This window comes from Microbacterium sp. NPDC058062 (assembly GCF_042885375.1).
GTDB classification, from domain to species: Bacteria; Actinomycetota; Actinomycetes; order Actinomycetales; family Microbacteriaceae; genus Microbacterium; species Microbacterium trichothecenolyticum_C.
In genome coordinates this window covers 926,507-949,547 of sequence record NZ_JBHVSC010000001.1, presented here as the reverse complement: position 1 = coordinate 949,547, position 23,041 = coordinate 926,507, and the positions used below count along the sequence as shown (strand labels likewise).

The window sequence follows — 23,041 nt, the reverse complement described above, 5'->3', positions numbered from 1 at the left end:
CTCAAACCCAGCTCTATCCGAGGCTGGGAATCGTTACTGGGGTGTTTGGGGACCGGCACTTTGTTGTGCCCGGTCGGTTAGAGCTGACCAATCAACTCACACTGGGGAGAGACGCGCCATGCGTGCATTTATCAAGAACTACCTCGAGGCTGAAAAGGCTCGCCGCGAGGAGGAGGGCGAGAAGGGCTTCTCGCTCATCGAGCTCATCGTAGTGATCGTGATCCTCGGCATTCTTGTCGCCATCGCGGTTCCGGTATTCCTGGGGCTGCAGCAGCAGGCGCAGCAGCAAGCGCTTGCGACTGTCACCGCCAATGCCGCCTCGCAGGCAGCCGCGCGGCTTGCCCAGGCGGACGCCGCCACTCCGCCCGACCCGACCGACTTCAGCAACATCGAGAACACCAGCAATCTCGACAACATCGTGCTCACGTTGGAGCCGGCGACCGGAGTCACTATCGACAACTTCTGCGTTTCCGGCACGGCTGACGGGCTGACGGAGGTTGGCTCGGGACCTGGAGCCGTTGCGGGCGTCTGCCCGTAGCGGAAGGCGCCTAAGTTCGAGGCGCAAACCGTGTCGCCCGGGGCCCGGGAGACGAGTCGACTCCCGGCCCCGGTGACATGATTCATCTGGGGAAGTCGCCGCTTGGGGAGGTGTGCTGATGAGGGATACGGAAGCGGGCACTTCGGGGTTTAGTCTTATCGAGCTCGTAGTCGCCATGTTCCTTCTAGCTGTGCTCGCGGTTTCGCTGTTGCCCGCCCTCATCCAAGGAATCCAACTGTCGGCCACCCAATCAGCGGTCGCGACGGCGACGCGCCAACTGAACACTCTCGTCGAGGATGTGCGCCAAGCCCCCTCCTGTGCGAGCATTGCCGTCGCCACTGCCACGACGAACGCGTATGTCGATGGCAAGGGCCGACCGTTTCAAACTCAAGGGATTGTCCACGGTGTTTGCGCGGCGGGGTCGACTACCACAATCTCGCTAACAGCGACGCGCGGGACAACCACGCTGGCATCAGTCGACGCCATCATCTACGTGCCGGCCGCGCCATGACCGCCACCCGAAGCGTCACAGGTTCGGCCGATGAGGGCTTTTCTCTCCTCGAGCTGATCATGGCAGTTGTACTCCTGGGCATCGTCGGAAGCCTCGCTGTGACCGTCCTTGTAAATACATGGTGGACGCAGGAGAGTGTGTCGGCCCAGACTCGGGCGACAGCGCGGGGGCAACTCATCGCCAGCGAAATCGAGCGCGCGATGCGCAATGCGGTTGCATTCGAGATCGCGGACGGAGGGGCGACCCTGAAGGTAACGACTTCGCTAGACGGCGACATGCAGTGCCAAGCCATGACTTTCACAGGCGACGGGGCAAGAATGACCGTTACCGATTCGCCCAACCCCGATAGCGCCGCCTGGCCATTATGGCAGCCGCTGATCACCCGATCTGGCGCTGCCGATTATTTCGTTCCGATTGGGTCAAACGGCGTTACCTACACTTTCGACGCGACTACCGCAGAGCCGGGCGAACGAACTACTGCGCCGGTTCATTTCACCGGTGACGCGTACATGCGGAACGCATCCGAGGGGACGATGTCGCCATGCTGGTAGAACTCGGACAACGACTTACCGATCGGCTTCTCGTGCGAGAAGCAAAGCGGGACGCCGGAGGTGAGAATGGCGCCGCGCTCGTGGGCGTCATTGTGGTCATGCTTGTCGGCGTGATCGCCTCAGTCGTCATCGCTGGCTCAGTTATATTCGCAAGTCAAGCCAATGTCGCGAACCAGGACGTCACGCAAGCGTTCGTATCTGCAGAGTCTGGACGTGACGTGATGCTGGCGGCTGTGATGGCGAATCCCTGTGCGAAAAGCATCAGCGACTCGACGGCGAGCCCTCAGTACGAGGATGTTACAGCTCAGTTTGGTCCAGATGTTGACCACCTCACCGATGCTTGCCTCAGCACCGCGGCTGCAGCAGTCATTCGGATCACAGCCACAGGCAAAGGCGCCGATGGATCGAAAACGACCATCGTGTCGGACTATCAGCGCGCTGTGACCTACGAGAAGCAGCCCGGCGGCACGCTTGCGTACTTTGCCGGACAATTCAAGCTCACGCAGTCTACGTATGCAGGCGATCTGGTCATTCGGACGGGAAACTACAACTGCAACTCCACGACATCGATCGACGGTGACCTGTGGGCGCCCAAGGGATCGATCGAGCTCAGTGCCGACTGCCATATCACCGGCAGTGTGTACGCGCTTGGCACGGTTAAGACCAGCGGGTCCAAAGCGAAGGTCGACAAGAACATTGTCGCGGAGGGCGAGATCAGACTGGAGTCGACCAACGGAGCCGTCGGTGGAAACGTCATGTCGGGCATGAAAGTCACCGTCAAGGACATGACGGTTGCCGGCAACGTCCAGTCGCCGACCGCGCCCGACATCAAGTCTCCCGGCCTGGTCGCGGGGACCGTGACCACCGCGCCACTACCCAGCAACGCCTTCGTTCCGACGCTCGAGGCGGTGTACGACATGACCACTTGGGTGGATTTCCCATCCACGCGCAGCGCTTGGGGGACCGATGTCGATTGGCGCACGCCTCCGTCCTGTACCGCGAATGTCACGTCCACGGCCGCCGCAGCGCTTGCAGCTGGAACGGCACGCGTCGGCATCGACTACACCGCCTGTACCACTGGGGTCACCATCACCCTCAGCGCGAGTCCCACGATTACCAAGGACGTGCTGTTCCTGATTCCTCCCGGTGTGAAGATGAGTCTCGACATCAAGGGATTGTCGACCGACTCGGCCGACCGCCAGTTGTTTTTCATTCACGCAGACAACGTGGCGAACCGGACGGTGACGTGTCCCACCTCTGTCGGGTCGGGTGGGGACTCCATGACTCAGTTGGCAAGTGGCGCAGCGAAGGTCATGCTCTACACCCCGTGCGGGATCACCAAGGCGCCGAAGAAGGAAGGCTTCCGGGGGCAGTACTACTCGGGTGACAGCGGCAGCACAAAACTTGAACAGCCTGACTTCGACTGCCAGCCCATGACGTGGACTCCGCGTATTGATCTCGGGTGCAAGCTGGCTGAGGCTCCCGACGGCTCGGGTGAAATCGTCACGAAGCTCCTGCCGCCCACGATGTTGACTCAGACGGAGTAACAGTCCCTTGCATCCCGTCACCATCTTCACCGTCGTCGTCGCAGGAGTATTCGGCCTCCTCATCGGGTCGTTCCTCAACGTCGTTGCCTATCGTGTGCCGGCGCACATCTCGCTGATGCGCGAGAGCCGGTGCCCGCACTGCGATGCGACGATCAAGCCCTGGCACAACCTGCCCATCGTGGGATGGGTTGCGCTTCGGGGCAGGTGCGCGAACTGCAAGGCACGCATATCTGCTCGATACCCGATCGTCGAAGCCGCGACAGGGATAGCGTTCGCGGTCGTCACGTGGTGGGGGCTTGCAGTGTACGAGGGGGCTTTCGGTACGACGGCGACGACCTTCTTGGCGTCGTCGGCCTGGGGTGGGACGATCGACGCCGCGGACCTTTGGGCGCTCGGTCTCGTCATCGTCGCGTACCTGTATTTCGCCGCGATCTCGATTGTGCTGACGCTCATCGATCTCGACACTCATCGCCTTCCGAACAGCATCGTGCTACCGAGCTACCTCGTGGCCAGCATTCTGTTCACCGTGGCCGCTCTGCTGACGGGTCAGTGGACCTTGCTGCTCATGGCAGGCATCGGCATGGCGGTCCTGTACATCTTCTACTTCCTGCTGCGCGCGGCACGACCCGGCGGCATGGGTGGGGGAGACGTGAAACTGGCCGGAGTAATGGGGATCTACCTTGGCTGGCTGGGATGGGGCGCGCTCGCTGTGGGGGCGTTCGCGGCCTTTCTGTATGGGGGAGTGTTCGGCATGGCGCTGATGGTGCTGCGTCGAGCCGGACGCAAGACTGCCATTCCGTTCGGGCCGTGGATGATCCTCGGCGCTTGGACAGGAGTGTTCGCTGGCGAGGCCGTCGGCAAGTGGTACGTGAATCTCTTCGTGGGCGTCTGACGTCGACGGTCTTGGGGAAGGGGAAATCATGGGGAAGACCATTGTCGGGCTGGAGGTGACCGAAGAGAGCGTCCGCGCTGCGGAGATCTCTCTCGGTCGCAAACCTCAGCTCGTCGCGTACGGGGAGGTGCCGCTGCCTCCCGAGGCAGCACGCGACTCGGAGGTGCTCGACACGGGAGCCGTCGCAGTTGCGCTCCGGCAGCTGTGGACCGGCGCGAAGTTTCGAAGCAAGGACGCCGTACTCGGTGTCGCCAGCCGCCGCATCCTCGTGCGCGAGTACACGACCCAGGCGATGAGGCCCGATCTGCTCCGTGAGGCGCTGCCTTACCAGGTGCAGGATCTGCTACCGGTGCCGGCGAGCCAGGCCGTGCTCGACTTCTTCCCGCTGTCGCAGGAGGGTGACCAGGTCTCCGGCCTGCTCGTTGCCGCGGTCTCGGAGAACATCGAGCAGATCATCTCGACGCTCGCGAAGATCAAGGTGCGGGCGCAGGCGGTAGACCTCTCGGCGTTCGGCCTCGCTCGCGTGACGGCACCGCTCGCAGCGCGGGAGGAGACCGTAGCGACCGTGCATATTGGCGATCACACTACGCAGGTCGTGATCTCGCGCGGTGGTGTTCCCCTTTTTGTGCGCCTGTTGCCGATCGACGTCGCCACCGCCGCGAGCCGTCGGCACAGTACGGAGGTCGCCGAGCCTGAGCTCGAACTCGCCGTCGCCGGGAACGGGATGGGCGGAGGTGTCGCGCTACCGGCCCCCGGCCGCACACGCGGCGCGATCCGCGCGGCGACTTCGCCCGGTGTCTCAGACCTCGCGGCGCGCCTGCGCAGTACGCTCTCGTTCTTCGGCAGCCGCGCAACGGCCGCGCCCCTGACGCGGCTCTTCGTCACGGGGGCCGGCGCCGCGGTCGAAGGCGTCCTGCCTTCGCTCGGTGCCGCCATCGACACCCCGATGACCGTCGTCTCGGTCGGAGACGTGATTTCGATGTCGACGCCGCCGCCCGCCGGTGAGGTCGCGCTGAACCTCGTCGGTACCGTCGGCATCGCACTCGGGGAGGCCTCGAAATGACCGCCATCCCTGTCCCGTTCTTGGGAGCACCGCGCGTCAACCTCATGCCGCGCAGCGAAATCGCGCGACGCGAGCGCGACTCGCTAGTGCGGCTGTGGGTCTGGATCGCCCTGGGGGCGATCGTCGTCGCGGTGCTCATCATCGCCGGCGCGTTCGCCTTCAAGTTCTTCGCGGATCAGCGACTGGTGGCCGAGCAGGCCCGGACGAACGCGCTTCTCACCGAGATCGCGTCGCTGTCGGAAGTCAGCCAAGCGCTCGCCACGGAGTCGGAGCTCACTGACTTCCGCGCCGACGCCATGGCGACCGACGTCGCCTGGGCGCCTGTGATGGCGAAGATCTCCGGAGTGCTGCCCGCCGACACGACCATCACCGGCGTGGACCTCGCCGTCGGCGGTGTGCCGCAGGGCGACGACCCGACCGTCGAGCCGGGTCTCGTGGGCACAGTAGCCTTCGACAGCCCGACGCCCCTCGACATCGTTGCTCTCATCCGCTCCCTTCGCGGCGTGGAGGGCGTCCTGTACGCCGACGGGCAGTCGGTGACCTCGAGCCAGGTGGCGGCAGACCGCTTCTCGTATCTGCTGAACGTCGAGTTCGACCAGTCCGTGTACTCGAGCGAGTTCACGGCCGAAGAAGGGGGCGAATAACCGATGCCTAAGCATCTCGTGACCGCGATCGGTCTCATCGTCTCGCTGGGCGTTATCGCCCTGGGTGTGTTCCTCGTCGCCATGCCTCTTTACTTCCAGGCGGTCGCCGTCGACGGGCAGACCGCAACCGTCGCCAGCACCAACGCGCTATACCAGGCACAGGTCGACGAACTCACCGCTCAGCAGGAGAACCTCGACGCGATCACCGCGAACGTCGCCGGGCTGCGATCGCAGATTCCCGCAACGGGCCAGTACGACGATGTCTTCGAGGTCGTCGGCAATGCCGCCGCGGAGTCCGGCGTCGCCATCACATCCGTCACGGCGGGTGAGCAGGTCGTGTACGCGACCCGCACCGGTGCGACGGAAGGGGACCCAGCGGCCGCGACAGCTGCTCCCGGACCGGCGGCGACGGATGCTGGGACCGACCCGAACGCGGCCGCCGACGGAAACGGGACTGCTGATGCGAACGTAGCATCGGCGCCCGATGTCGCCGTGGCGGCGGGGCGTCAGCAGGTCGACTTCGTGATCAGCGCCACGGCGGCGGACATGGCGCAGGCAACGGCGTTCGTTGACGCGCTTCGCGCCGGCCCGCGCCTGCTCAACAGCATGGCGGTCACGATGACACAGAGCGGCGAAGGCACCGTCGACATCCAGATCACCGCCCTGAGCTACATCGACAAGGAAGGGTGACGACGGTGGACGACCTCGACTTCGAAATGCTTCTCGCATACGGTGCTCGGCACCGGGCATCGGACGTTCACATCACCGCCGATGCGCCGCCGCTGCTGCGCGTCGACGGTGACCTCGTGCGGATCGAGGCGTACCCGACCCCGCTTTCGGCTGATTGGGTCGAGCGGACAGCCTTCGCCCTCATGACCGAAGGACAACGCGCCGAGTTCCTCGAGTATGGCGAGGTGGATCTCGCCCACGCGACGGCGGGCATCGGGCGGTTCCGCACAAACGTCTACCGGCAGCTCGGTTCGATCGCGATCGCCCTGCGCTACATCCCCGACCGTGTGTACTCACTCGAAGAGCTCGGCGCCCCGGCGATCGCTCGCGACCTCGCCCTTCGCCCGCGCGGTCTGGTGCTGCTCACAGGACCGACGGGCTCGGGCAAATCGACGACGCTCACGGCGATGGTCGACATCATCAACCAACTCGTGCCGGCGCACATCGTCACGATCGAAGACCCGATCGAGTTCCACCACCAGTCGAAGCGAGCACTCGTCCACCAGCGCGAGGTGGGGCGCGACACGAACTCGTTCGCAGAAGCGCTTCGTCGCGTGCTGCGCCAGGACCCCGACGTGATCCTCATCGGTGAGCTTCGTGACCCCGAGTCGATCTCGACGGCGTTGTCCGCCGCGGAGACCGGCCACCTTGTGCTCTCTACACTCCACACTCAGGGTGCGGCGAAGAGCATCAACCGCATCATCGATGTGTTTCCTGCCGACCAGCAGCACCAGATCCGTACCCAGTTGGGCGACACCTTGCAGGGCATCATCAGCCAGACGCTGCTGCCGCTCGCCCAGGTGAACGGACGCACGATCGCCACCGAGGTGCTCATCAACACCCCGGCCGTCGCCAACATGATCCGCGAAGGGCAGGTCGCGCAGATCTATTCGGCGATGCAGGCAGGCTCCGAAATCGGCATGCACACGCTCGACCAGGACCTTCGTCGCCTCGTTGAAGAAGGAACAATCGCGCGCAACGTCGGGGTCGACTTCGCGGTCGACCCGAAGAGCCTTGACGGCGTCTACATCAAGCCGCGTGACCTAGATGCTGAAGAGTGGGCGCACCGCGCCGGAGAGTGGCGGCAGGGTGAGCTCGTGGCTCCGGCGGCAAACGCTTCGCAGGGCACCGGGATCGGTATGGGATCGCGTTTCGGAACTCCCACCGTCGGCGGCCGCGTCGACCCGACCGCTCGCAATGTCGAGTGGGGCGGCGTCGACGATCTCGAGGCGTGGACCGCCGCGAACCAGGAGCGTTGACATGGCCGTCATACAGGAGTTCGTGTACCGCGCGGTGGACCCGCGCGGCGGATCGGTCGTCAAGGGCACGATCGAGGCAGCGAGTGAGTCGGCGGTGACCGGCAAGCTCAAGGCGCAGGGGCTGACGCCGCTCGAGGTGACGCTCAAGTCCAACACTGGCCTGAACAAAGACATCAAGCTGCCGGGCACGACCAAGACCGTGTCGGCACGCACGCTCGCGGTGTTCTCGCGGCAGATGGCGGGCCTCATCAACGCGGGCCTTCCGCTGATGCGCACGCTCGCGATCCTCATCGAGCAGACGGACGACAAGAAGCTGCAGCCGGCGCTGGTGCAGGTGCAGGCGGATGTCGAGTCGGGGTCGTCATTCTCGGCGGCGCTCGCCCGGCATCCGCAGACGTTCCCCCCGCTGATGCTGTCGATCGTCAAGGTGGGCGAGGCGGGCGGCTTCCTCGGCAGTGCGCTCGGATCGATCGCCGACAACTACCAACGCGAAGCGGAGCTGCACAACAAGATCCGAGCAGCGTTGACCTATCCCGCGATCGTGCTCGTGATCGCGATCATCGGTGTGCTCATCATGGTGACGTTCGTGGTGCCGATCTTTGAAGGCATGTTCAGGGGGCTTGGAAGCTCGCTGCCGCTGCCCACACAGATCTTGGTGACCATCTCAAACAACATGTGGTGGATCATCCCGTCCATCATCCTCGTGGTGGTCATCGCGCTTGTCTGGTGGCGGGCCAACCGGCACACCGAGCAGTACCGCCGGTTCGTCGATCCGATCAAGCTGAAGATGCCGGTCTTCGGCAAGCTCACCACCAAGATCGCAGTAGCCCGCTTCGCTCGGAACCTCTCGATGATGCTCAACGCTGGTGTGCCGATCATCCAGGCGCTCGCGATCGTCGGTCAGGCGTCGAACAACTGGAGGATCGAGCAGGCCGTCCGAGATGTTCAGGAATCCATCCGTCAGGGCCGCTCGTTCGCCGCGCCCCTCGCAAAAGCCGAGGTGTTTCCGGCGATGGTGCCACAGATGGTGTCGGTCGGCGAGGAGTCGGGAACGCTCGTCGACATGCTCGCCTCGATCGCCGACTTCTATGAGGACGAGGTCGAGACCGCGACGTCGCAGCTGTCGTCGACGATCGAGCCGATCCTCATCGTGGGGCTCGGCATCGTTATCGGCGGCATGGTGATCTCGCTGTATCTGCCGATCTTCACCCTCTATGGGGAACTCGCGAAGCAGGGCTAGGGCGCAAGGCTCACTCAACGACCGGGCGCACGGCGCCGGCCGTTGAGTTTTGCGCCGTGTCCGGCCACGTTTCGTCTCGCTCGTGCTTCGCTCGCCCGACGACCGGCAAACGCAGCCGGGAGGCAGGCGTAGCTCCGAGCGAACCGGGCCCAAACGTCACACGGTAACCCGCAGCACCTCTTCAATAGTCGTCAGCCCCTGCGCGACCTTCGACCACCCGTCCTCGCGGAGCGAGATCATCCCCTGCTCCAACGCGACCTCGCGGATCGCCTTGCCCGTGGCTCGCGTCACCACCAGCGACTCGATCTCGTCGCTCAGCGTCATCACCTCGTGCAGCGCAACGCGCCCGCGGTATCCGGTGCCGCTGCAGGCGGGGCATCCCACCGCCTTGTACAGCTCGGGCACGTCCGCCGGGTCGTGCGGGAATCCCAGCGACCGCAGCACCTCACTCGGCTCCACCAACGGCTCCCGGCACCGCATGCACAGCCGCCGAGCCAACCGCTGCGCGATCACCGCCGACAACGCCGTAGCCACGAGGAACGGTTCGCACCCGATCTCGGTCAACCGCGTCAAAGCCGAAGGCGCGTCGTTCGTGTGCAGCGTCGACAGCACCAAGTGCCCCGTCAGCGCCGCCTCAATAGAGATGTTCGCCGTCTCGAAGTCGCGGATCTCACCGACGAGCACCACATCCGGGTCCGACCGCAGAATCGACCGCAGCGCCGTCGCGAACGTCAGCCCCGCGCGGTTGTTGACCTGCACCTGGTTGATACCGGCGATGCGATACTCGACCGGGTCCTCGACCGTGATCACGTTGATCTTCGGGTTCGCGATCGAACGAAGCGCGGTGTACAGGCTCGTCGACTTACCCGACCCCGTCGGCCCCGTGGCCAGGATCATCCCGTGGGGCTTCGTGATCGCCTCGCGGAACCGCTTCTCGTTGGTGCTCGAGAACAGCAGGTCGCGCATGCTCATCGTCTGGCCGGTGTTGTCGAGGATGCGCATGACGATCTTCTCGCCCCACACGGTGGGAAGCGTCGCCACGCGGAGGTCGACGGTGCGGTTCTCGTGCGTCACCGAGAGGCGGCCGTCCTGCGGCTTGCGCTTCTCGGCGATGTCGATCGACGACATGATCTTGAGGCGCGAGATGATGCCGTCCTGGATCGCACGGTCGGCCTTCTGCATCTCGTGCAGCACGCCGTCGATGCGGAACCGCACGGTCAGCTGCTTCTCGCCGGGCTCGACGTGGATGTCGCTCGCGCGGTCGTTGATGGCCTGCGCGATCAGCAGGTTCACGAACCGCACGATGGGGGCGGTGTCGTCCTGCTCCTCGAGGCTCTCGGTGAACGCGGCTTGGTTGGCCTCGCTCGACTCCTCGATCGTCATCGACAGCTCGCTGAGCTCTTCGTCGGAGCGCAGGAACCGCTCGAACATGTTGAGCAGCGCGTCTTCGGCGACGACGACGGGCTCGACGAAGAGATCCGTGATCGAGGCGACATCGTCGAGCGCGACGATGTCGGTCGGGTCGAGCACGCCCACAGTGAGGCGTTCGCCGCGACGGTCGACGGGGATGAGTCCGTACTTTCGGCACAGGTTGCCGGGCACGAGCGCGACCACATTCGGGTCGAGCGGCATCTCGGCGAGGTCGACGTAGCGGTGGCCGGTGTGCAGCGCGATCGCCTCGGCGACCTGGCCCTCGGTGACCAGCTTCGAGCTCACCAGCAACCGCTGCAGCTCCGGACCTTCGCCCACCTGAGCGAGGGCGGCCGACATGTCGGCAGCCCTGACCGCTCCTGTGAGCACCAGCGTCTGTGCAAGACCTCTCACGGCAACACCCCTATCCCCAGGGACATACTATGTGGCGCGCGTCAACCCTGGGATGATCGGCCGCGCGCGCTCGATAAGGTCGTGCCATGGCGGACCTGATTGCGAAGCTGACGGCCTGGGCACTCTCCCTCAGACCGGTGCGCATCTGGTTCCACTATCTCGAGCGCCGCGGTCCCATGCTGTCCGACAGCATCACGTATCGCTCGCTGTTCTCGGTGTTCGCCGGAGTCCTGCTCGGCTTCTCCTTCGCCTCGATCTGGCTCGCCGACAATCCCGCGGCGTGGCAGTCCTTGATCGATGCGGTGGATGCTGCGATCCCCGGCCTGCTCGGAACAGACGGCGACGGCCTCATCGACGTCAGCACCATCGAAGCCCCAGCGGGCCTCACGATCGCCGGCATCCTCGCTCTCGTCGGTCTTTTCGGTGCGGCGATCGGCGCCATCGGGTCGCTGCGGGTCGCGCTGCGCTCGCTCGCCGACAAGGTGCACGACGACGTGTTCTGGATCTGGGTGATCCTGCGCAACCTGCTCCTCGCCATCGCGATCGGCGGCGGATTCGTGCTGTCGGCCGGTGCGACCTTCATCGGCACGACCTTCGTCGGCGCGGCGCTCGACTGGCTCGGCATCAGCCAGGGCCCCCTCGCCGACTTCGCCACGCGGTCGGTCTCGATCATCGTGGTGTTCCTGCTCGACACGGCCATCGTGGCGCTCGCCTTCGTCTCGCTCAGCGGTGTCAAGGCGCACCCCGCATCGCTGTGGTCGGGCGCCGTCATCGGCGCCATCGGGCTGACGGTGCTGCAGCAACTCTCGTCCCTCTTCGTCGCCGGGGCCGGATCGAATCCCCTCCTCGCGTCGTTCGCCTCCCTCATCGCCCTGCTTCTCTGGCTGAACCTCTCGGCGCAGGTCATCCTGCTCGCGTCGACCTGGATCATCGTGAGCGAACGCCAGCGCGTCGACCGCGTGCGCGAGCGGTTCGGGTCCCCGACATTCGCCTTGCGACGCGTGCGCCAGGCGGAGGATGCTGTGCGCGTGACCACCGAAGAGCTCGAGCACGCGCGCGCCGACGCCGAGCGCGAGAAGCTGGCCGAGCAGAAGCGCAAAGCGAAGGAGCAGGCCGGCGACCACGACGCTCCATCAGATGAGGAGCCCGTCCCCGAGAAGGCCGACCGCACATGAGCGAGCGCGTTCCGACGTTCACCGCCGACCAGGTGCGCGGGGCGGAACGCCCTCTGCTCGACATCGGGGTCCCGCTCATGCGCCGTGCTGCCGCGGCCCTCGCCGACGTCGTGCGTGCCGAGCTCGCCACACCCGAGACCGTCGTCACGCTCACCGGCGTGCTCGAAGCCGTGATCCCCGAGTCGCCGGTCGAACTCCGGCCGCGCGTGCTCGTGCTCGCCGGCAGCGGCGACAACGGCGGCGACGCACTCTACGCGGCGGTGCGCCTCTCCCGCGTCGCGGACGTCGATATTCTCCTCGTCTCGGAGCGCTTCCACGAAGCCGCCCTCGCCGCCGCGGTCGCCGCCGGTGTCCGTCGCGTCGACCTCCCCGAGGTCGATGACGACCTCCGCCACTACGCGCTCGTCGTCGACGGCATCCTCGGCATCGGCGCGTCCACCGATTCGGCCCTGCGCGGCCGAGCGCGCGGCGTCGTCACGGCGATCCGCGACGACATGCATCGCGGGGGACGGATGCCGCGGGTCATCGCCGTCGACATCCCCAGCGGCCTGCATCCTGACACCGGCGCCGCCGACGACGCTGTGCTCGCCGCATCCGTCACCGTCACGTTCGGCGCGGTGAAGGCCGGACTCGTCACCGGACGCGGCCCCGAACTCGCCGGCGACGTCGTCCTCGTCGACATCGGCCTCGGCCCGGCACTGGAATCGGTCGAGCCGGCGGGCGAGGCATCCGTCTCCCGAATCGTGACGGCGCCGACCGACTGACCGCGGGGCACTACGGCGGCGCGACTACTCGTCGTCCTGGTCGTCGCCGTTGTTCCCGGGGAAGTCGGGGTCGTCCTTGTGGTGGCCCCACGCCTTGCCCTTCCCGTTGCCAGGGCCATCCTGCTGGTCGTCGCCGTCGTCGGCCTTGTTCCCGGGGAAGTCAGGCGAATCCTTGTGGTGCCCCCACGCGTTGCCGTTGTTGCCCGGGAACGCGGGGTCGTCCTTGTGGTGCCCCCACGCCTTGCCATTGCCCTGTGCGTCCGCGGAGTCATCCGGTGCGACGACGCTCGTGGCGGGGAGCACCCTCGCCAACGGCACACCCGACGCGACGGCCGGCACGATGATCGCGGCCGATGCCACGACAGCGATGACAGCACCCGTGATGAGCAGCTTCTTCGAACCCATGACGCACCTCGATCTCCCCAGGCGGAGGCAGCCGGTGCGGGGAGCGTACCACCGCGGTCGCGCGGTGCGAAGGGGTCAGCGCGCGTAGCGCTCGACGAAGGTGCGGAGCATGCGGCTCGGGTGCGAGACCGCCGCGGTGCGGACGGCCGCCAGCGTGATCTCGAGCTCGTCGGCGGCGAAGTAGCCGTAGTCGGCGTACGCGTGGATCCGCGTCGTGATGCCCTCGACGTCGAGCTCGGGGTGGAACTGCGTCGCGTACACGTTGTCGCCGACCCGGAACATCTGCACCGGACACGTCGGCGACGACGCCAACAGCGTCGCCGAAGCGGGCAACTGCGAGATCGCCTCCTTGTGTCCGACGAAGGCGCCGAAGGTCTCGGGCAGTCCGGCGAGCAGGGGATCGGATGCCCCGGCCTCGGTCATCGTCACGGGCACGACGCTGATCGGCTCGGAGTAGGTGCGGTCGATCACCGCGCCCTGGTGCGCGCCCAGCGTGCCGACGCCGTAGCAGGCGCCGAGGAACGGGAAGTCGCGTGCGACGACCTCGTCGAGGAGGATGCCGAACTCCTGCTCGACCCGGCGCTGTGTCGGCGACTTCTTCTCGAGAGGGTCGGACGCGTTGAACGGACCGCCGCCCACGAAGATGCCCGACACGTCATCGAGGTCGATCCGCGGCATCGGCTCGGCTTCGAGGCGCACCCGGATGAGCTCGTCGGGGGAGAGGCCGGTGTACCGCAGGAAGAGCGCGTACTCCTCGTCGGCCGGCACGTCCTCGGCCCGGGTCGCGAGGAGGACGAACGGCTTCACCGCACCAGCCTACGGCGGGAACACGGATGCCCCGACCCTGCGCAGTGCGCCGGGCCGAGGCATCCGTCGATCGTTACTTGCTGAACTGGTGCGTCCAGGTCGACACGGCACCCGCGGCGACGGCGAAGCCGGCCTTCGGGACCGCGGTGACCTGCACGTTCGAACCGGCGGGCACCTTCACGAGCGGCTTCTCGGCCTTCACGCCGTTGACGTAGTAGTCGAACGCCTTGTCGGGCGTGACGACGACGTGGTCGGAGTTCGAACCCTTCGGGTCGGTGAACTTCGGCGCGCGGGGCGTCGCCGCGGTCGTGAGCACCGGAACCTTCGCGAAGTCCATGTCGCTCGCGAAGTAGTAGCTCGTGTACGACGGCTGGTTGTAGGTGGTGTTCTGGCGTGCCACCTCGGCGCGGTACTGCACGTCGTGCATGAGCGTCGGCAGCTTGTGCGTGGTCACCTCGGTGCTCGTGTAGATGCGCAGAGCGCTCGAATCGACAGTGCGCACGAGCAGTTCCTCGCGCCAGTCGCCGAACACGTCGGCCACGAGCGACGGGTTGCCCTTGGTGCCGTTGTTCGTGCGCGTGCCGTCGGCGGTGAGCACGGTGCCGCGGGTCCAGTCCTTGATGGTCGGCGTGACCTCGAGGGCGCCGTCGACGATCTGGGCCGTCATGTCGGCGGCCCAGCGGATCGACTGGTTGGTTCCGGGAGTGGATGCTGCGAGCGGCGCGTTCGTCGCGCTCAGCAGGCCCGATCCCTCCGTGCCGTTGGGCATGCTCGCCCACACCTCGAGTCCCGGCACGTCGGCGCGCACGTCGCCGATCATGCTGCGGCCCGTGTCGCGGCCCGAGTAGGCGCCGAAGAGCACCTCGCCGGTCGCGGCATCGCGCATCGCCGAGCCGTAGGGGGCGAAGGTCGCACCCTCGTGCGCCGTCCAGATCTCGAGACCGGGGCGGTTCGGGTCGATATCGGTGACGTGCATCGCGTCGCCGTGGCCGAGACGCACGTTCTCGCCCGGTGCCGCGCTGCCGGCGGGGAGCACGTCGAACGAGCTGTACAGCAGCCCGCCGTCGTCGTCGATCGTGGCCGAGCCGTAGACGATCTCGTGCTTGCCGTCCCCGTCGACGTCGGCCGCGCTCAGCGAGTGGAAGCCCTGCGTCGTGATCGAGCCGTACACCGGGTCGGTGCCGTCGCGACCGTGCGGGCCGTCGTTGAACGGGTTCGTCATCGGCACGTGGCCGCTGTCGATGGCCCAGCGCGTGGTCAGGTGCTCGCCGTCCCAGTCGTAGGCGTGGATCGTCGTACGCGTGTAGTAGCCGCGCGCGAAGACCGCCGACGGGTGCGTGCCGTCGAGGTACGCGACGCCCGCGAGGAAGCGGTCGACGCGGTTGCCCGGCTCGATGCGGGCCATCGCGTAGTCGCCCCACAGCAGGCCGTCGTCGTCGCGGCCGGGCTCGTAGCGCACGGTCTCGAGCTCCTCGCCGGTGGCCGAGTCGAAGACCGACAGGTACTCCGGACCGTCGACGATGAAGCCCTCGAACGTCGTGAGGTCGTTGCGCGCGCTGCGGCTCGGTGCGTAGGTGGTGATGAAGTAGTCGACGAGCTCGGTCGCCGACGCGGTCGACAGCGGGTACTCGTGCGACACGGGGATGCCGAACGCCTCCTCGAGGGTCGCCGGCCAGTTGCCCGCCACGACCTCGGGGTGCTCCGACCAGCCTTCGAACATCTCGATCAGGTGCTGACGGTAGTCGGCGGCGCTCATGCGGTAGTCGTCGGCAGCGGTGTAGCCGGCCGCGAGGTCTTCGGCGAGCATCGTGATGCCGGCCTCGGCGGCGACCGAGCCGTCGGCGTTGTACCGGATCGACTTGGTGCCTGGCGCCGTCTTCAGCATCGTCTCGGCGCGGCCGTCGCCGTCGAAGTCGTAGACCATGAACTGCGTGTAGTGCGCGCCCGCGCGGATGTTCACACCCAGGTCGATGCGGTTCAGCAGCGTGCCGTCGAGCTCGTAGGTGTCGACGTACACGGTGCCCGTGTAGCCCTTCTGCGATACATCCTTCGAGTTCGAGGGGTCCCACTTCACGACGAACTCATACGCGCCGTCGCCGTCGACGTCGGCCACCGACGCGTCGTTCGCCGAGTACGTGAACGCCTCGCCGGCCGGGGTGACGCCGTCGGCCGGCTTCTGCAGCGGCAGGTCGTAGAACCCATCGCCCCACACCGACACGGGGGCGGACTGCTCGCCGGTCACGTCGTTCCAGGCGGGAGCGACCGTGTAGACGGATGCTGCGGACCCGTCCGCGTCGGCATAGTTCGTGCTGTCGTCGACCGTGGCGATGCGCTCACCGTCGCGGAACACCGCGAACGACGGGCCGCTGACGCCGGTCTCGGTCGCGGGACCGGCTTCGGTCCCGAGCAGGCGCCAGCTGAGGAACACGCCCTCGCCCGTCGACACGGCGACCAGGCCGCGGTCGAGGGCTTCGAGCTGGGCGCCGGCGGGGGAGGCCTGCTCGGCCAGCGCGGGCTGCGCCAGTCCGAGTGTGAGTGCGCACGCGGCCGAGCCGGCCACGAGCGCGCGGACAGAGGTGCTGCGGAGATTCATCTTCGAATCGCTCTCCCGAGGTTGCGGCCCGCGTGGGGACGGGCCTTTATCGTTGAAAACGCAAGGAATACGTTTTCCCGCACGACCCTAGTCAGCCACCCGCGCCCGGGTCAACGGGGTGGCCGAAGACATTGGAACGATTTAATGTGCGGGCACCGCGAGACGACGGATGCCTCGGCCCGGCGCAGCGCGCCGGGCCGAGGCATCCGTCAATCAGAACTCAGGAGGCGTAGGTGACGAGGCCGAGCTCCACCGGCGACACGAGCTGCGGGTGCGTGGGGCGCACGCGGACCGTGTAACCGAACGTGCCGGTCACGCCGAGCGGGAGGGTGCCACTGAACACCGTCGCGCCGTCCGCCGCGGACGCGCCGGGGGAGAGGCGGTACACCGAGTGATCGCGCGACAGCGCGTCGTCCTCGTTCGTCGCGCCGTAGAGCAGCTCGACCGCGACGTCGTCGGGCGAGAGGCCGTCGAGGCGGACGTCGGCGCGCACCTCGAGAGTGTCGCCGGCCTGCGCCTGCTGCGGGATGCCCGAGCTGTCGACGCTCGCGATCGACACGCGCCCCCACGCCTCGCGGACGCGGCTGACGAACGCGGCGACTGCGCGCGCCTCGAGGAACTCGTTCGCGCGCAGCGCGACGTCGTGCGCCGCAGCCGGCACGTACAGGCGCTGGACGTAGTCGCGCACCATGCGGTCGCTCGTCGCCTTCTTGCCGAGCTCGGTCATGGTGTGGCGCACCATGTCGAGCCAGCGGAGCGGAATGCCGCCCTCGCGCTCGTAGAAGCGCGGCACCAGCTGGTGCTCGATCAGGTCGTAGAGGGCCGCCGCCTCGTCGTCGTCGCGCTCCTCGTCGTTGGCCGCGGTGTCGGCGGTGGGGATCGCCCAGCCGTTCTCGCCGTCGTACCACTCGTCCCACCAGCCGTCGAGGATCGACAGGTTGAGGGCGCCGTTGAGCGCGGCCTTCATGCCGCTCGTCCCGCACGCCTCGAGCGGGCGCAGCGGGTTGTTGAGCCACACGTCGCAGCCGGGGTAGAGGTCCTTGGCGAGTGTGATGTCGTAGTCCGGCAGGAACACGATGCGCCCGCGCACCTTCGGGTCGCGGCTGAAGCGCACGAGCTGCTGGATCAGGATCTTGCCCGAGTCGTCGGCCGGGTGCGACTTGCCGCCGATCACGATCTGCACCGGACGCTCGGGATCGGTGAGCAGGCGCGTCAGCCGCTCGGGGTCGCGCAGCATGAGCGTCAGGCGCTTGTACGTCGGCACGCGCCGCGCGAAGCCGATGGTCAGCACCTCCGGGTCGAGCAGGTCCTCCACCCACGACGGGGTGTGGCCGTTGGAGACGGATGCTGCCACCCGCCGCCGCGCCTCGGCCACGAGCTCGCCCTTCATCTCCTGGCGCACGCCCCACAGCTCGGCGTCGCTGACGACGTTCCGGTCGGTCCAGTCGTGCGTCTCGGTGTGCGCGTCGCCCCATGCGCGCTCGCTCACGGCCTTGAGCGCGGGGTGCACCCAGGTCGGAGCGTGCACGCCGTTGGTGATCGACGTGATCGGCACCTCGTCGGTGTCGACGCCCGGCCACAGCATGCCGAACATGCCGCGGCTGACCTCGCCGTGCAGCACCGAGACGCCGTTGGCGTGCTGGCCGAGGTGCAGGCCGAGCACCGCCATGTTGAAGACGCCCTGGTCGCCGCCCTCCCAGGTCTCGAGGCCGAGCGAGATCGCGCGGCCGGCGTCGAGGCCCTGGAACAGGCCGCTCGAGAGGAAGTCGGCGATGAGGTCGCGCGGGAAGCGGTCGATGCCCGCGGGCACCGGCGTGTGGGTCGTGAAGACCGTGCCGGCGCGCACCTGCGCGAGGGCCTCGTCGAAGCTGAGTCCGTCGTGCGTGATCAGTTCCGACATGCGCTCGAGTCCCTGGAACCCGGCGTGGCCCTCGTTGGTGTGATAGACGTCCGGTGTGGGGCGGCCGTTCAGCTCCGACCACGCGCGCACCGCGCGCACGCCGCCGACGCCGAGCAGCAGCTCCTGCAGCAGGCGGTGCTCGCCGCCGCCGCCGTAGAGGCGGTCGGTGACGCGGCGCATCTCGTCGGTGTTCGACGGGGTCTCGGAGTCGAGCAGCAGCAGCGGGATGCGGCCGATGTCGGCGACCCAGACCCGCGCGTGCAGGCGGCGGTCGCCCGGCAGATCGAGCGCGATCTCGACGGGCGCGCCCTCGCGGTTGCGCAGGAGCGTCAGACCGAGGCCGTACGGGTCGAGCAGCGGGTAGCTCTCGCGCTGCCAGCCGTCGTCGCCGATCGACTGGCGGAAGTAGCCGGCGCGGTAGAAGAGGCCGACGCCGGTGAGCGGCACGCCCAGGTCGGACGCGCTCTTGAGGTGGTCGCCGGCGAGGATGCCGAGGCCGCCGGAGTACTGCGGCAGCGAGCCGTCGACGCCGAACTCGGGGGAGAAGTACGCGATGTGCACGGGCTTGTCGCCCTCGAGCTGCTGGAACCAGCGGTCGCCTTCTAGGTACGCGGTGAGACGCTCGTCCTCCTCGCGCACGCGGGCGATGAACTCTTCGTCGCGGGCGAGCTCGTCGAGGCGCTCCTGGCCCAGTGCGCCGAGCATCCGTGCCGGGTTCGCGCCGATCTCGTCCCACAGGACGGGATCCATCGAGGCGAACAGCGCGTACGTCGCGCGACTCCACGACCAGCGCCAATTGGAGGCGAGGCGGTCGAGCGGGGCGAGGGATGCGGCGAGGACGGGACGGACGGTGAACGTTCGGATGGCCTTCACGCTCGCGATTCTAGGGGCAAAAGCTGGAAGCGCTTGCACCGTTTCGGTGAACATCAGTCCCGCCCGCGTGACACGGGGTGCCGCGAATCGCAAGGGAGCGGCCCGCGTCGGGTGCCGGGTCTACGCTGGCGCTATGGCAATCGCACGACTGCACGGCGGACCCCTCGACGGACAGATCATTCCGCTCGACCCGACCGTCTCCGACTCGTACATCGTCCCCTACGGCGAGGGACAGCTCGTCTACCGCCGCGAGGGCGACGAGACCCACACGGGCGACCAGGACGGGCCGACCGAGACCCGGTTCGTGTACGTCGAGGCGACCGAAGACATCGACCCGAACCCGGACGGTCGTGACGACTGATCGCACTCCCGACGTGACCGGCGGCGACGCCGGAGCGAACGGTGCATCGCACAGTGTCGAGGTCGAGCTGAAGTTCGACGTCGACGAGTCCACGCCGCTGCCCGACTGGTCGGCGCTTCCCGGTGTCGTGCACGTCGGCGAGCCCGAACTGCGGCAGCTCGACGCCACCTACCTCGACAGCGACGACCTCTCGCTCGCCCACGCCGGCTACGCGGTGCGCCACCGCACCGGCGGACCCGACGAGGGCTGGCACATCAAGGGCCCGCGCGGGGCCGACGGCGGCCGCGTCGAGCTGCACTGGCCGATCAGCCCGGTGGATGAGATCCCGGATGCTGTCGCCGACGCGGTCTCGAACATCGCGAGCGCGTCCGACTTCGCGCCGATCGCGCGCATCCGCAACGGCCGCACCGCCTACGCGCTGCAAGACGAGCACGGCGGCCTCGTGGCGGAGTTCGTCGACGACCACGTGACGGCCACCGACGAGCGCTCCGGCACCGACCGGTCCTGGCGCGAGTGGGAGTTCGAACTCGGACCCGCCGCACCCGAGGGGGCGGACGAGCGCGCTGCGCTGCTCGCGGCCGCCGAAGCCGCGGTGCAGGCCGCCGGCGGCCGGGCCGCAGCATCCGATTCCAAACTCGCCCGCACGCTCGGCGCCTGAACACACGAGAACGCCCCGGACCTTCGAGAAGGTCCGGGGCGTTCCGCGTCAGCTGATCAGAGGTTGATCATGTGGCCGGCCAGGCCGTGGAAGGCCTCCTGCACGGCCTCCGACAGCGTCGGGTGCGTGTGAACGTTGCGCGCCGCCTCGAGAGCGGTGAGGTCCCACTTCTGCGCGAGCGTGAGCTCGGGCAGAAGCTCCGAGACGTCGGGGCCGATGAGGTGGCCGCCGAGCAGCTCGAGGTGCTCGCCGTCAGCGATGAGCTTGACGAAGCCGATGGGCTCGCCCAGGCCGTTCGCCTTGCCGTTCGCCGAGAACGGGAACTTCGCGATCTTGACGTCGTAGCCGGCGTCGCGCGCCTGCTGCTCGGTGAGGCCGAACGAGGCCACCTGCGGCGAGCAGAACGTCGCGCGCGGCATCATGCGGTAGTCGCCGAGCGTCATGGTCTCGGCCTTGCCGATGGTCTCGGCGGCGACGACGCCCTGCGCCTCGGCCACGTGCGCGAGCTGCAGCTTCGCGGTGACGTCGCCGATCGCGTAGATGTGCGGCACGTTGGTGCGCATGTGGTCGTCGATGTCGATCGCGCCGCGGTCGGTGAGCTTCACGCCGGTGTTCTCGAGACCGAAGCCCTCGACGTTGGCGGCGAAGCCGATCGACATCATGACCTTGTCGGCGTCGATCGAGCCCTGGCTGCCGTCCTTGGCGGTGTAGGTCACGGTGACCTTGTCGCCCTGGTCGGTGACCGTCTCGACCTTGGTAGAGGTGAGGATGTCGACGCCGTAGTTCTTGTACTGGCGGGCGATCTCCTTCGAGACGTCCGCGTCCTCGTTCGGCAGCGCACGGTCGAGGAACTCGATGATCGTGACCTTGACGCCGTAGTTCACCATCACGAAGGCGAACTCCATGCCGATGGCGCCGGCGCCCACGATGACGATCGACTGGGGCAGGTCGCGGGCGAGGATCTGCTCCTCGTACGTCACGACGTTGCCGCCGATCTGCACGCCCGGGAGCAGACGCACCTTCGAGCCGGTCGAGATGATCGCGTTGTCGAAGGTGACGCGCTCGGTGGTGCCGTCGGCCTTCTTGACGTCGATCGTGTTCGCGTCGACGAACGACCCGCGACCTTCGTACTCGTCGACCTTGTTCTTCTTCATCAGGTAGTGGATGCCCTTGACGTGGGTGTCCGCCACCTTGCGGCTGCGGTCCCAGGCGACTCCGAAGTCGAAGTGCACGTCACCCGAGATGCCGAACAGGTCGGCCTTGTGGTGGAACTGGTGCGCGAGGTCGGCGTTCTTGAGCAGAGCCTTCGAGGGGATGCAGCCGACGTTGAGGCACACACCGCCCCAGTACTTCTCTTCGATGATGGCGACCTTGAGGCCGAGCTGCGAAGCGCGGACGGCTGCGACGTAGCCGCCGGGCCCCGCGCCGAGGATGGCGACGTCGTAATGAGGCATGGTCTCAAGCCTATCGGTCGGTGGGGGGCACGGAGTCGGCCTGCGAGGTGCCGTCGGCGGGTCCGGCAGCGCCGTTCGCGAGGGCCTTCTCGCGGCGGGAGCGGGAGACCAGCAGGTAGACGACCGCGGCGATGAGCGCGAGGGCCAGCACGCCCGCGATGATCCACGGCAGCGCGCTCGATCCCTCGTCCGCCACAGGCTCGCTCGTGACCGTCGGCGTGGGCTCGGCGGACTGGGTCGGCGCCGAGGTCTCGGTGGGCGTCGGGGTCGCCGTCTCGGTCGGCGTCGGTGCGCCGGCGACCGTGAAGGTGAACTCGCCCGAGATGGGGTGCCCGTCGCTCGAGACGACCTTCCACAGCACCGTGACGGCACCGGATGCCTCGCCCGTGAGCGGCTGCGTCAGCACGTTGTCCTGCGTGGTCGGTGTGCCGTCGACGAGCGACGCGCCCGAGGCATCCGTCACCTCCACGACCGAAGCGCCGGCGTCGTCGGCGATCTCGGCGCTGAAGGTGAGGGTCAGCTGCGCGGGGAGGGCGTCGAGCGTGCTGTCGGCCGCCGGGTCGCTGCCCAGAAGCTCGTCGTGCGCGTGGGCGGGCGATGCGGTCGCGAGGACGACGCCGAAGGCGACGAGCAGTGCGGCGAGGAATGCGCAGACCCGGGCTGGAAGCGGCTTGTGAAGAGTTTGTGACATCACCTGATCGAGCCTATCCGGCTCTTTGCTGAGGGCTCCCCGAGGTCTAGCCTGGCGATTGGCGGGCCCCCTGCCCGTCGTCCCCACGCGGAAGGATGCGGCAGATGGATCAGATGATGATGGGCGCCATGTCGAAGGACATGATGTCGATGCCCGGCATGGAGACCATGGACATGTCGGTCATGCAGGCGTGTATGGATGCCTGCTCGGCCTGCGAGCAGGCATGCACGGTGTGCTCCACGCAGATGATGTCGTGCGCTCCCGCATGCATGAACTGCGCCGACATGTGCAACACGATGATGCGCGCCATGATGCGGATGCAGGGCATGAACCCGGCGACCATGATGTCGATGCTCGACGCCTGCATGGCGATGTGCCAGATGACGATGGACGAGTGCATGGAGCACGCGGACCACAGCGAGGTCTGCAAGATGTGCGCTCAGGCGTGCAAGGCGTGCATGGACGCCTGCATGGCCATGAAGGACATGATGATGGCGATGAGCTGACGCTCGTCGCCATCTCTCGTCGAGCGAGTCAGCGAGACGAAACGCGCGGTGCGACG

Annotated in this window: 22 protein-coding genes; 15 read left to right on the top strand and 7 right to left on the bottom strand. The window is 67.3% G+C overall.

Features of this window, described 5'->3' with window-relative positions:
* Positions 1 to 118 precede the first annotated feature (118 nt).
* The 10 genes from ACFVSU_RS04315 to ACFVSU_RS04270 all read left to right on the top strand — a co-directional run bounded on the left by ACFVSU_RS04315 (position 119) and on the right by ACFVSU_RS04270 (position 8,974).
* Complete coding sequence (locus ACFVSU_RS04315) at positions 119 to 538, top strand: type II secretion system protein (protein WP_387138473.1); 420 nt, start codon at positions 119 to 121, stop codon at positions 536 to 538.
* A gap of 118 nt (positions 539 to 656) precedes the next feature.
* A complete protein-coding gene (locus ACFVSU_RS04310) occupies positions 657 to 1,049 on the top strand; it encodes a prepilin-type N-terminal cleavage/methylation domain-containing protein (RefSeq protein ID WP_387138470.1) in 393 nt (130 codons plus the stop codon).
* Positions 1,046 to 1,600 carry a type II secretion system protein J gene (locus ACFVSU_RS04305; protein ID WP_387138467.1) on the top strand — a complete coding sequence of 185 codons (555 nt, stop codon included), beginning with the start codon at positions 1,046 to 1,048 and terminating at the stop codon, positions 1,598 to 1,600. Before ACFVSU_RS04310 ends, ACFVSU_RS04305 begins: the two co-directional genes overlap by 4 nt.
* The gene (locus tag ACFVSU_RS04300) at positions 1,591 to 3,147 is read left to right on the top strand and encodes a hypothetical protein (RefSeq protein WP_387138464.1); all 1,557 of its coding nucleotides are present in this window, start codon (positions 1,591 to 1,593) and stop codon (positions 3,145 to 3,147) included. The genes ACFVSU_RS04305 and ACFVSU_RS04300 overlap by 10 nt, the downstream gene beginning before the upstream one ends.
* A gap of 7 nt (positions 3,148 to 3,154) precedes the next feature.
* On the top strand, positions 3,155 to 4,039 hold the full coding sequence (locus ACFVSU_RS04295) for a prepilin peptidase (protein WP_387138461.1): 885 nt from the start codon (positions 3,155 to 3,157) through the stop codon (positions 4,037 to 4,039).
* 28 nt (positions 4,040 to 4,067) lie between these two features.
* The gene (pilM, locus tag ACFVSU_RS04290) at positions 4,068 to 5,102 is read left to right on the top strand and encodes a pilus assembly protein PilM (protein WP_387138458.1); all 1,035 of its coding nucleotides are present in this window, start codon (positions 4,068 to 4,070) and stop codon (positions 5,100 to 5,102) included.
* Positions 5,099 to 5,746, top strand: a complete 648-nt coding sequence (locus tag ACFVSU_RS04285) for a hypothetical protein (protein ID WP_387138455.1) — start codon at positions 5,099 to 5,101, stop codon at positions 5,744 to 5,746. The genes pilM and ACFVSU_RS04285 overlap by 4 nt, the downstream gene beginning before the upstream one ends.
* Positions 5,747 to 5,749: 3 nt before the next feature.
* On the top strand, positions 5,750 to 6,436 hold the full coding sequence (locus ACFVSU_RS04280) for a hypothetical protein (protein WP_387138452.1): 687 nt from the start codon (positions 5,750 to 5,752) through the stop codon (positions 6,434 to 6,436).
* A 5-nt stretch (positions 6,437 to 6,441) separates the two neighbouring features.
* Positions 6,442 to 7,734 (top strand): type IV pilus twitching motility protein PilT, encoded by a 1,293-nt coding sequence (locus ACFVSU_RS04275; RefSeq protein WP_387138449.1) that lies wholly within the window; start codon positions 6,442 to 6,444, stop codon positions 7,732 to 7,734.
* Between the two features lies 1 nt (position 7,735).
* A complete protein-coding gene (locus ACFVSU_RS04270; protein WP_387138446.1) occupies positions 7,736 to 8,974 on the top strand; it encodes a type II secretion system F family protein in 1,239 nt (412 codons plus the stop codon).
* Positions 8,975 to 9,130: 156 nt separating this feature from the next.
* Here the strand turns inward: ACFVSU_RS04270 and ACFVSU_RS04265 are convergent, their stop codons facing one another.
* Positions 9,131 to 10,798, bottom strand: coding sequence for a GspE/PulE family protein (locus ACFVSU_RS04265; protein ID WP_387138443.1), 1,668 nt, complete (start codon positions 10,796 to 10,798; stop codon positions 9,131 to 9,133).
* An 86-nt stretch (positions 10,799 to 10,884) separates the two neighbouring features.
* Between ACFVSU_RS04265 and ACFVSU_RS04260 the strand changes: the two genes are divergently transcribed.
* Together ACFVSU_RS04260 and ACFVSU_RS04255 are read left to right on the top strand one after the other, a co-directional pair.
* Positions 10,885 to 11,973 (top strand): YihY/virulence factor BrkB family protein, encoded by a 1,089-nt coding sequence (locus ACFVSU_RS04260; RefSeq protein WP_387138440.1) that lies wholly within the window; start codon positions 10,885 to 10,887, stop codon positions 11,971 to 11,973.
* A complete protein-coding gene (locus ACFVSU_RS04255) occupies positions 11,970 to 12,737 on the top strand; it encodes an NAD(P)H-hydrate epimerase (protein WP_387138438.1) in 768 nt (255 codons plus the stop codon). Before ACFVSU_RS04260 ends, ACFVSU_RS04255 begins: the two co-directional genes overlap by 4 nt.
* Positions 12,738 to 12,761: 24 nt before the next feature.
* Here the strand turns inward: ACFVSU_RS04255 and ACFVSU_RS04250 are convergent, their stop codons facing one another.
* From ACFVSU_RS04250 to glgP, 4 genes are all read right to left on the bottom strand, one after another.
* Entirely contained in the window at positions 12,762 to 13,142 is a 381-nt protein-coding gene (locus ACFVSU_RS04250) for a hypothetical protein (RefSeq protein WP_387138435.1), read from the bottom strand.
* A 75-nt stretch (positions 13,143 to 13,217) separates the two neighbouring features.
* A complete protein-coding gene (locus ACFVSU_RS04245) occupies positions 13,218 to 13,949 on the bottom strand; it encodes a glutamine amidotransferase (protein WP_387138432.1) in 732 nt (243 codons plus the stop codon).
* Between the two features lie 73 nt (positions 13,950 to 14,022).
* Positions 14,023 to 16,542 carry a rhamnogalacturonan lyase gene (locus ACFVSU_RS04240; protein WP_387138429.1) on the bottom strand — a complete coding sequence of 840 codons (2,520 nt, stop codon included), beginning with the start codon at positions 16,540 to 16,542 and terminating at the stop codon, positions 14,023 to 14,025.
* Between the two features lie 220 nt (positions 16,543 to 16,762).
* The gene (gene glgP, locus ACFVSU_RS04235; protein ID WP_387138426.1) at positions 16,763 to 19,315 is read right to left on the bottom strand and encodes an alpha-glucan family phosphorylase; all 2,553 of its coding nucleotides are present in this window, start codon (positions 19,313 to 19,315) and stop codon (positions 16,763 to 16,765) included.
* A gap of 133 nt (positions 19,316 to 19,448) precedes the next feature.
* Here glgP and ACFVSU_RS04230 point away from each other — a divergent pair, with 133 nt between their 5' ends.
* Both ACFVSU_RS04230 and ACFVSU_RS04225 read left to right on the top strand, forming a co-directional pair.
* On the top strand, positions 19,449 to 19,676 hold the full coding sequence (locus tag ACFVSU_RS04230; protein WP_045299024.1) for a hypothetical protein: 228 nt from the start codon (positions 19,449 to 19,451) through the stop codon (positions 19,674 to 19,676).
* On the top strand, positions 19,666 to 20,334 hold the full coding sequence (locus tag ACFVSU_RS04225) for a CYTH domain-containing protein (RefSeq protein ID WP_387138423.1): 669 nt from the start codon (positions 19,666 to 19,668) through the stop codon (positions 20,332 to 20,334). Before ACFVSU_RS04230 ends, ACFVSU_RS04225 begins: the two co-directional genes overlap by 11 nt.
* 56 nt (positions 20,335 to 20,390) lie before the next feature.
* Here ACFVSU_RS04225 and lpdA read toward each other — a convergent pair whose 3' ends face one another.
* Positions 20,391 to 21,788 (bottom strand): dihydrolipoyl dehydrogenase, encoded by a 1,398-nt coding sequence (gene lpdA / locus ACFVSU_RS04220; protein WP_387138420.1) that lies wholly within the window; start codon positions 21,786 to 21,788, stop codon positions 20,391 to 20,393.
* Between the two features lie 10 nt (positions 21,789 to 21,798).
* A complete protein-coding gene (locus tag ACFVSU_RS04215; protein ID WP_387138417.1) occupies positions 21,799 to 22,479 on the bottom strand; it encodes a copper resistance protein CopC in 681 nt (226 codons plus the stop codon).
* Between the two features lie 104 nt (positions 22,480 to 22,583).
* Between ACFVSU_RS04215 and ACFVSU_RS04210 the strand changes: the two genes are divergently transcribed.
* Positions 22,584 to 22,985, top strand: coding sequence for a hypothetical protein (locus tag ACFVSU_RS04210; protein WP_387138414.1), 402 nt, complete (start codon positions 22,584 to 22,586; stop codon positions 22,983 to 22,985).
* The last annotated feature ends 56 nt before the right edge of the window (positions 22,986 to 23,041 follow it).

What these genes read in the sequence shown, in the direction of transcription:
- ACFVSU_RS04315 (WP_387138473.1), top strand. Translation starts at nt 119, where the DNA reads ATGCGTGCATTTATCAAGAACTACCTCGAGGCTGAAAAGGCTCGCCGC.
- ACFVSU_RS04310 (WP_387138470.1), top strand. Translation starts at nt 657, where the DNA reads ATGAGGGATACGGAAGCGGGCACTTCGGGGTTTAGTCTTATCGAGCTC.
- ACFVSU_RS04305 (WP_387138467.1), top strand. Translation starts at nt 1,046, where the DNA reads ATGACCGCCACCCGAAGCGTCACAGGTTCGGCCGATGAGGGCTTTTCT.
- ACFVSU_RS04300 (WP_387138464.1), top strand. Translation starts at nt 1,591, where the DNA reads ATGCTGGTAGAACTCGGACAACGACTTACCGATCGGCTTCTCGTGCGA.
- pilM (WP_387138458.1), top strand. Translation starts at nt 4,068, where the DNA reads ATGGGGAAGACCATTGTCGGGCTGGAGGTGACCGAAGAGAGCGTCCGC.
- ACFVSU_RS04285 (WP_387138455.1), top strand. Translation starts at nt 5,099, where the DNA reads ATGACCGCCATCCCTGTCCCGTTCTTGGGAGCACCGCGCGTCAACCTC.
- ACFVSU_RS04280 (WP_387138452.1), top strand. Translation starts at nt 5,750, where the DNA reads ATGCCTAAGCATCTCGTGACCGCGATCGGTCTCATCGTCTCGCTGGGC.
- ACFVSU_RS04270 (WP_387138446.1), top strand. Translation starts at nt 7,736, where the DNA reads ATGGCCGTCATACAGGAGTTCGTGTACCGCGCGGTGGACCCGCGCGGC.
- ACFVSU_RS04260 (WP_387138440.1), top strand. Translation starts at nt 10,885, where the DNA reads ATGGCGGACCTGATTGCGAAGCTGACGGCCTGGGCACTCTCCCTCAGA.
- ACFVSU_RS04255 (WP_387138438.1), top strand. Translation starts at nt 11,970, where the DNA reads ATGAGCGAGCGCGTTCCGACGTTCACCGCCGACCAGGTGCGCGGGGCG.
- ACFVSU_RS04250 (WP_387138435.1), bottom strand. Translation starts at nt 13,142, where the DNA reads ATGGGTTCGAAGAAGCTGCTCATCACGGGTGCTGTCATCGCTGTCGTG.
- ACFVSU_RS04240 (WP_387138429.1), bottom strand. Translation starts at nt 16,542, where the DNA reads ATGAATCTCCGCAGCACCTCTGTCCGCGCGCTCGTGGCCGGCTCGGCC.
- ACFVSU_RS04230 (WP_045299024.1), top strand. Translation starts at nt 19,449, where the DNA reads ATGGCAATCGCACGACTGCACGGCGGACCCCTCGACGGACAGATCATT.
- lpdA (WP_387138420.1), bottom strand. Translation starts at nt 21,788, where the DNA reads ATGCCTCATTACGACGTCGCCATCCTCGGCGCGGGGCCCGGCGGCTAC.
- ACFVSU_RS04215 (WP_387138417.1), bottom strand. Translation starts at nt 22,479, where the DNA reads ATGTCACAAACTCTTCACAAGCCGCTTCCAGCCCGGGTCTGCGCATTC.
- ACFVSU_RS04210 (WP_387138414.1), top strand. Translation starts at nt 22,584, where the DNA reads ATGGATCAGATGATGATGGGCGCCATGTCGAAGGACATGATGTCGATG.